Source organism: Bifidobacterium sp. LH_730 (assembly GCF_056355835.1).
The window spans coordinates 1-4,333 of record NZ_JBKETB010000027.1; the positions used below are offsets into that span (position 1 = coordinate 1).

Sequence of the window (4,333 nt, forward strand, 5' to 3'; positions counted from 1 at the left end):
CAGCACACCAGGATCACCAATCCCCAGAAGCCGTACGACGCCTTGTAGGTCAGGGCACGCCCCCAGTGCGCGAGCACGCCGTTGAGCAGCAGCAGCCAGATGTAGCCCAGGATGATGCCGCCGATGAGGTTCGGCATGAAGAACACCGAACGGAAGATCGTGGAGCCTTTGATCGCCTTGGTGAGCATATAGGCGATGGTGAAAGCCAAGACGTTGATCACCACGGTGGTGACGATGGTGAACGCCGTCGAGAAGCCCAGCGCATGAAGGAATTCCTTGTCCCCGAATGCCCTGGCGTAGTTCTTGAGCCCCACCCATTCACCGTCGGTCACGGTGGTGAACTCGCAGAAGCTCAGGTAGACGCCCATGATGAACGGCACCACGAAGCCGATAATGAACGCTGCAAACGTGGGCAATGCGAACAGCGCCCACCATCTGCGTATTGATTTGCCAGCCATGCTGATCATCGCATTTCTCCTCCTTGAGTTCTGCCAGCGCATGCCAACGCTCCGTTGCGATTCCATGGCGCCTTCGGCCGCTTTACCGACGCCGCCACGCGAACGTATGGCTATCGTATCTCTCCGAGCCCGCTATGTCAAACGTTGTCATTTTTCTCCTTGCAACAGCGGACGCATTCTTTGCTCTCCCTTATCCGGCGCTGCTTCCATAACCTTGAAATAACAAGGTTTTCCACCGTCTCGCCGCTTTACAACATCCTGATACAAACGTTTGCAAAATGATTGGCGTTGCAGTATAACAAGACGTAGAATGGAATAGATAGTCGCGAGTGTTTGCAAAGGAGCGCACCATGAGCAGCAGCATCAAGGATGTCGCCAAGGTGGCGGGCGTCTCCGTCTCCACCGTGTCCCGGTCATTCACGCGCCCGGACCTTGTGTCAGCCAAAACCCGCGACCGCGTGCTTGAGATCGCCGAGAGGCTCAACTTCTCGCTTTCCCGCTCGGCCGCGGCGCTGAAATCAGGCCGTTCGCTCCGGGTCGCCGTGCTGATGAGCGGCCATATACGCCTGTGGTTCACGGCCTCGGTGCTCGAGGGCCTCAACGAGGTGCTGTCCGCCAACGGCTACGACATGTCCGTGTTCCAAATCTCCAGCATCGAGGAGCGCAAGGAGTTCTTCGATATGCTGCCGGTGCGGCGCAACGCCGACGCCGTGATCGTGGTGTCATTCGACATCGACAACGACGAGACCAAACAACTCGCCTCGGTGGACGTGCCGATCGTCGGCATCAACTCGGCCGAACCCGCCGACCATGGGTTCGACGCCGCGGTCAACATCGACGACACCCAGGGATGCATGCTCTCCTCGCGTCACCTCATCAATCTCGGGCATCGCAGCATCGCCTACATCAGCACCGACCGCGAGGTCTCCCTGAGCTTCTCCGTGAGCGATCGCTTCACCTCATTCATGTCATGCTGCCGCGAGGCAGGCATAGAGCCACAGGTGATCGTCTGCAAGGTCGACGCCAACGGCGATTACCAGATCGGCGACGTGGTCACGCAGATCATGAGTCTGCCCAACATGCCCACCGCCATCGCCTGCCAAGAGGATGGCATCGCCCTGCCGCTCATATTCCAGCTGGAACGCAGCGGCTTGGCCGTGCCCGAGGATGTCTCCGTGATCGGCTACGACGACAGCTTCTACACCAAGGACATCGGACTGACCACGATCCACCAGGACCCCACGGAAATGGCGCGCCATGCAGCGCATATGGCGCTCGACCTCATTGACGGCAAGAAGCTAGCCAAGCCCTTCGTCATATATCCGGCGCACCTGATCGTCCGCTCGTCCACAGCAAGGATGCGATAGGCAAGCGCCGCGCCGCGGACGCCACGCGGCGCGGACAACGCATAACGCGGCTTGGGCCGCCGCCCCCTCGGACGGCGGCCCAAGCCGCGTTCCCCATCAATCCCAGTCGCCGGCGCAACCGTTGGATAACAAACGATCGTCACCGACCTTCCGCCCAAAGGCGGTCGGTCGATGACGATCAGATCAAACCAAGGTCATTGCCGCGCTCAGTGCGTCGCCGCGTACTCGGATGCCCAACCGTCCACGAAGGCGGTCTTGACGGCATCCCAGTTGCCGGTTCCCTGAGCGTACTCAAGTAGGGCGGAGCCAAGCTTGTTCTTCCATTCCTCGGACGGCATCATGGTGAAGTTCCAGGTCACGGGGGTGCGGCCGGACTTCGAATCCTCGACGGCGGCCTCGGTCAGCGGGTTGTCGGACTCCACGTCGTCGAAGGTCTTGAACGGCGTGGTGAAGCCCATGTCCTGCGACAGCGCGGTCTTGCCGGCGTCGGAGGTGATGACCCACTCGAGGAAGTCCTCGGTGGCCTTCTTGTCGGCGTCGGAGGCCTTGTCGTTGATGCACCAGTAGTTCTCGGAGCCGGTGGCCAGGCCCTGGTTCTCCTCACCGGGGGCGCCGATGTAGATCGGCATCATGCCCACCTGATCGGCGGTCATGCCGGCCTTCTGCAGATCGGTCCACGCCCAGGTGCCGTTCTGATAGAACGCGGCCTCGCCGAGGGCGAACTCGGAGTTGGCGTCGTCACCGGTCTTGGCGCTGATCTGCGTGGGCTCGGTGGTGGAATCCGTCAGGTAGAGGTCCCAGATCTGCTTGTATTCCGGCAGATACGTTCCCTTGATCGTCTCCGGCTGCGTGGTGACGTCATCGTCCTTGAACTCGAAGTAGAGCGGCAGGTTCGCCAGGTGCGTCTTGAAGCGCCAGTCGGAGGAGGAATCCATGCCGGCGGAGGTGAACGCGCCCTTGATGCCCAGCTGGTCCTTCTTGGCCTGCATGTCATCGGCCACGGCCTTGAGCTTGTCGAAGGAGTTGATGTCCTCCACGCTTGTGGCCTTGGCGCCATCGGTGGCGAAATACTTCTCGAGGATGTCCTTGTTGTAGATCAGGCCGTAGGTCTCCATCACGTATGGCACGCCCACAACCTTGTCGCCGTCCTTCAGGGCCACATCCGGGTCGGACAGTTCCTTGTAGATATCGGTGCCGGAGAGGTCGGCCGTGTACCGCTTCCAGTTCTGGTAGCCGACGGGACCGTTGACCTGAAACAGGGTCGGGGCGTCAGTCTTGGCGATTTCGGATTTCAAGGTCTGCTCGTAGGTGCCGGAGGCCGCGGTCTGGACCTTGACGTCGACGCCCTTCTCGTCGGAGTACTTCTTGGCCAGCGCCGTCCACTGGTCGGCCGCCTCCGGCTTGAAGTTCAGGAAATAGACCTTGCCTTTGGCATCGCCGTCGGACGAGCTGGAGCTGCCGCAGGCCGCCACGCCGAGGGACATTGCCGCAACGGCCGCGACCGCGACCATCGACTTCACTGTGCGATTCATCGTCGAACCTTTCTGTTGTCTCCCATGTCGTCGCCGGCTGGCTGCCGGTTGGATGCTGTGATGCATCTCTACGACTTCTGACACACACCATTGTGCATCATTTCGTCCAAAAATGCAAACGATAGCATTTTGAATCATTGACGCGGCAGCAAAACCCGGCAAACACTGCCCTACGGCGACAAAACCGTATGATCGTTGAAAAATCGCAAGTTCGCGCAGAGAGTAACGACCACAGGGCAACGCACCCCCTCTGTGATGGAACCATGAAGTTTTTCGATACGTTCACCCATCATTGAAATCGTTTGCTATCCCAACGCAAGGCCATGCCTCCCATTTCTCCCATGCCTCCAACGCAATCGTCATAGAAACGACACACAACGGCACTATAACTGGCAAACGGTATGAGCGAATCCGTAAGCGAATCATTGGGCAAGACGCAGATGCAGGAAGAACAAAGGAAAGAACAGCAGGAAGCGCAGGGGAAGGAAACGCAGGAACATCACACCCACACGCTGGCCTCGATCCTAGGCCCGGCGTTCGTGGCGGCGGTCGCCTACGTGGACCCCGGCAATGTGGCGGCGAATATTACCTCCGGAGCCCGGTACGGCTATCTGCTGGTTTGGGTGCTGGTGCTGGCCAACGCGATGAGCGTGCTGATCCAATACCAGTCGGCCAAACTCGGCATCGTCACCGGCAAATCCCTACCCGAGATCCTTGGCGAGCGCATGGGTGACGCCGGCCGGTTCATGTTCTTCGCCCAGGCCGAGGTCATCGCCATCGCCACCGATCTGGCGGAGCTGATCGGCGGCGCGATCGCATTGAACCTGCTGTTCGACCTGCCGTTGTTCGTCGGCGGCTGCATCATCGGCGCGATCTCGACCATCCTGCTGCTCAACGGCGTGCTCGCGCACTGGGGGCGTGCCCTGACCTACAAGGCGTCGTACGGCTTCTGGGGATTGGTGATCCTGGTGTGCTG

The 4,333-nt window shown here is 60.1% G+C and carries 4 protein-coding genes; 2 read left to right on the plus strand and 2 right to left on the minus strand.

Annotated features, from left to right (window positions below):
- On the minus strand, window positions 1-467 hold a 467-nt coding region (locus AC1AUD_RS13605; protein ID WP_476574916.1), incomplete at its 3' end, for a carbohydrate ABC transporter permease.
- 341 nt (window positions 468-808) lie between these two features.
- On the opposite strand from AC1AUD_RS13605, the gene AC1AUD_RS13610 reads away from it, so the two are divergent.
- Complete coding sequence (locus AC1AUD_RS13610; protein WP_476574917.1) at window positions 809-1,825, plus strand: LacI family DNA-binding transcriptional regulator; 1,017 nt, start codon at window positions 809-811, stop codon at window positions 1,823-1,825.
- Window positions 1,826-2,031: 206 nt separating this feature from the next.
- Here AC1AUD_RS13610 and AC1AUD_RS13615 read toward each other — a convergent pair whose 3' ends face one another.
- Window positions 2,032-3,357, minus strand: coding sequence for an ABC transporter substrate-binding protein (locus AC1AUD_RS13615; RefSeq protein ID WP_476574918.1), 1,326 nt, complete (start codon window positions 3,355-3,357; stop codon window positions 2,032-2,034).
- A gap of 440 nt (window positions 3,358-3,797) precedes the next feature.
- Here AC1AUD_RS13615 and AC1AUD_RS13620 point away from each other — a divergent pair.
- Window positions 3,798-4,333, plus strand: a 536-nt coding sequence (locus tag AC1AUD_RS13620) for an Nramp family divalent metal transporter (protein WP_476574919.1), incomplete at its 3' end; no start/stop codon positions are given.

Coding starts and splice junctions, on each gene's coding strand:
- AC1AUD_RS13615 (WP_476574918.1), bottom strand. CDS start 3,357: ATGAATCGCACAGTGAAGTCGATGGTCGCGGTCGCGGCCGTTGCGGCA.
- AC1AUD_RS13610 (WP_476574917.1), top strand. CDS start 809: ATGAGCAGCAGCATCAAGGATGTCGCCAAGGTGGCGGGCGTCTCCGTC.